The organism is Bacillus sp. P4_D3 (genome assembly GCF_056401855.1).
The window spans coordinates 1-1,861 of record NZ_JBFUIN010000614.1; the positions used below are offsets into that span (position 1 = coordinate 1).

4 protein-coding genes are annotated in these 1,861 nt (G+C 29.8%); all 4 read right to left on the bottom strand.

Annotated features, from left to right (window positions below; genetic code table 11):
- A partial coding sequence (locus tag AC1DTM_RS24735; protein ID WP_477001124.1) for a DUF7018 domain-containing (lipo)protein occupies positions 1-459 on the bottom strand: 459 nt, incomplete at its 3' end.
- A gap of 56 nt (positions 460-515) precedes the next feature.
- Positions 516-845, bottom strand: a complete 330-nt coding sequence (locus AC1DTM_RS24740) for a hypothetical protein (protein ID WP_002110737.1) — start codon at positions 843-845, stop codon at positions 516-518.
- Between the two features lie 115 nt (positions 846-960).
- Complete coding sequence (locus AC1DTM_RS24745) at positions 961-1,293, bottom strand: DUF4064 domain-containing protein (protein ID WP_016105391.1); 333 nt, start codon at positions 1,291-1,293, stop codon at positions 961-963.
- A gap of 132 nt (positions 1,294-1,425) precedes the next feature.
- Positions 1,426-1,803, bottom strand: a complete 378-nt coding sequence (locus tag AC1DTM_RS24750; RefSeq protein WP_016105392.1) for an immunity 22 family protein — start codon at positions 1,801-1,803, stop codon at positions 1,426-1,428.
- Positions 1,804-1,861 lie beyond the last annotated feature (58 nt).

A 1,861-nucleotide genomic window follows, 5' to 3' on the forward strand; every position in this document is an offset into this window, starting at 1 on the left:
CTCTTTATCAGTCTTATCACCTTTTTCTCTTTTTTCTTTTCGAGTGAATACTTCATTTATTAAAGAAAAAGACTCTCTAAAATAACTAATTGCTTTTTCAAAATCCTTTTGTTGATTTACATACTCTTTCGGCGGATCTATCGACTCAAATTTATCTAACATTTCATTCAATTCTTTCACACTATCTACTAGGTCTGATTTCTTTTTCTTACCGTCAAAAACCTCTCTTGTTATTTTATTATGCTCGGCAAACAACTTATCAAACTCTATCCCTAATTTATATACTTTATTAGGATAGTCTTCCTTCGAAACTTTTTCCTTCTGAATCTTAGACTTCGATTCTTTTACTTTAGACTCTTCTGTTTTCTCCTGTTTAGATGTGTTCGTTTTCTCAGAAACTCCACAACCAAATAACAACATGACTGGAACTGCTATCCCTAGTAGTTTCTTTGCGTTCATGAATGAATTCTCCTTTTGCTTGAATAGATTATTCGTACTATACTCATCCTCTATTTTTATCTTGTAATTAAAGTTATAATCGCAATAACTCCTAGAATCGGTCCCCAATATTCCATTTTTATAAAAAATAGTGAGTGCCTTTTGTTAAACATAACTTTTTCACCAGTTTCGGCATCTATATAAATTTTCCCACTTGGTTTATTAATATATTTTCCTAAATACCAAGACATCAGCCCTGATATAATAAACATTACTGCCATTGGCCAACTATGTTCTTGAAAATATGTAGCGTCTCCCGTTATAGATTCAAAGAAAACCTTACCCAAAAGAGTATTAATAATTACAATAATTGCGACTAAAAAACCCCAACCTGACCAAATAATCATTTGTTTCTCCTCCTAATGCATACAACTTTGTACCTTATGTTAATTTGAACTGCACACGAAAACATCTAATTTCCTGAATATACAGACTCTAAAAATTACACTTAAGCTATATTCATCAATTAGAGTCTAACTTTAATGTTCTAAATGCAAATGAACCAGACATAATTTGTAATATTGTCGGAATAAGTAAAAAGAATAATGACATAAATAACATAACTATAGGAATCACAATCATACAAACTCCATAAACTTTATTATTAACCTTGTTTACTAAACATGATAAAATGAATAGCCCTATTTGAACCGTTAAAATAATAGAATAATAAGCCAAAAGTTTGTAATCAAAACCTTCCATAACATTAATGGCTACAATTATTAAAATAATAGAAATTATAATTCCCAAAATACCACCAATTAAACCTAATACGCATTCAGGTGTTCTTTTCAATACAATCCCCCCTTCTATTAACCATTAACAATATGTATATTTTTCCCATTCACGATCATACCAAATATTTATTGGAAAAACTATACATATTCATTTTTTATTCTTCCTTACCTTACTATGATTTTCTCACAACTATAGATAGCTTGTAGCAGTTACAAAATCAAAGCCTTCAAAATTACTAACGGCATTGTCATCCTGAAAATTATAAATTAATACGATAGAATTATAGGATTTCTTTAATTTAACTTCTTCCTTAATTCGAGAAAGTATTTTATCATCATATGAGCATCCCGTTAACAACACAGAAATATCATCACTCGCTTCTTCTAACACTTCCTTTTCAATAAAATCCTCATCTACATCAATCATATCAATATTAAAATCAACAAAAAACCTTGCTGGTATAGAGTCTCCTTCTTCTTCATCATATGTAACCTCCATATATACATCTAACTGATCTTGCGTTTCCATATTCCCTAACCATATTGAAACCATTCCATGTACTTCCATTAATAGCGTCCTCCACTATGAAAATATATTATACTTTCTCATTCAACTTACACTTTAA

Bases quoted from the DNA above. Each gene is read 5' to 3' on its own strand.
- AC1DTM_RS24740 (WP_002110737.1), bottom strand. From the start codon at position 845: ATGATTATTTGGTCAGGTTGGGGTTTTTTAGTCGCAATTATTGTAATT.
- AC1DTM_RS24750 (WP_016105392.1), bottom strand. From the start codon at position 1,803: ATGGAAGTACATGGAATGGTTTCAATATGGTTAGGGAATATGGAAACG.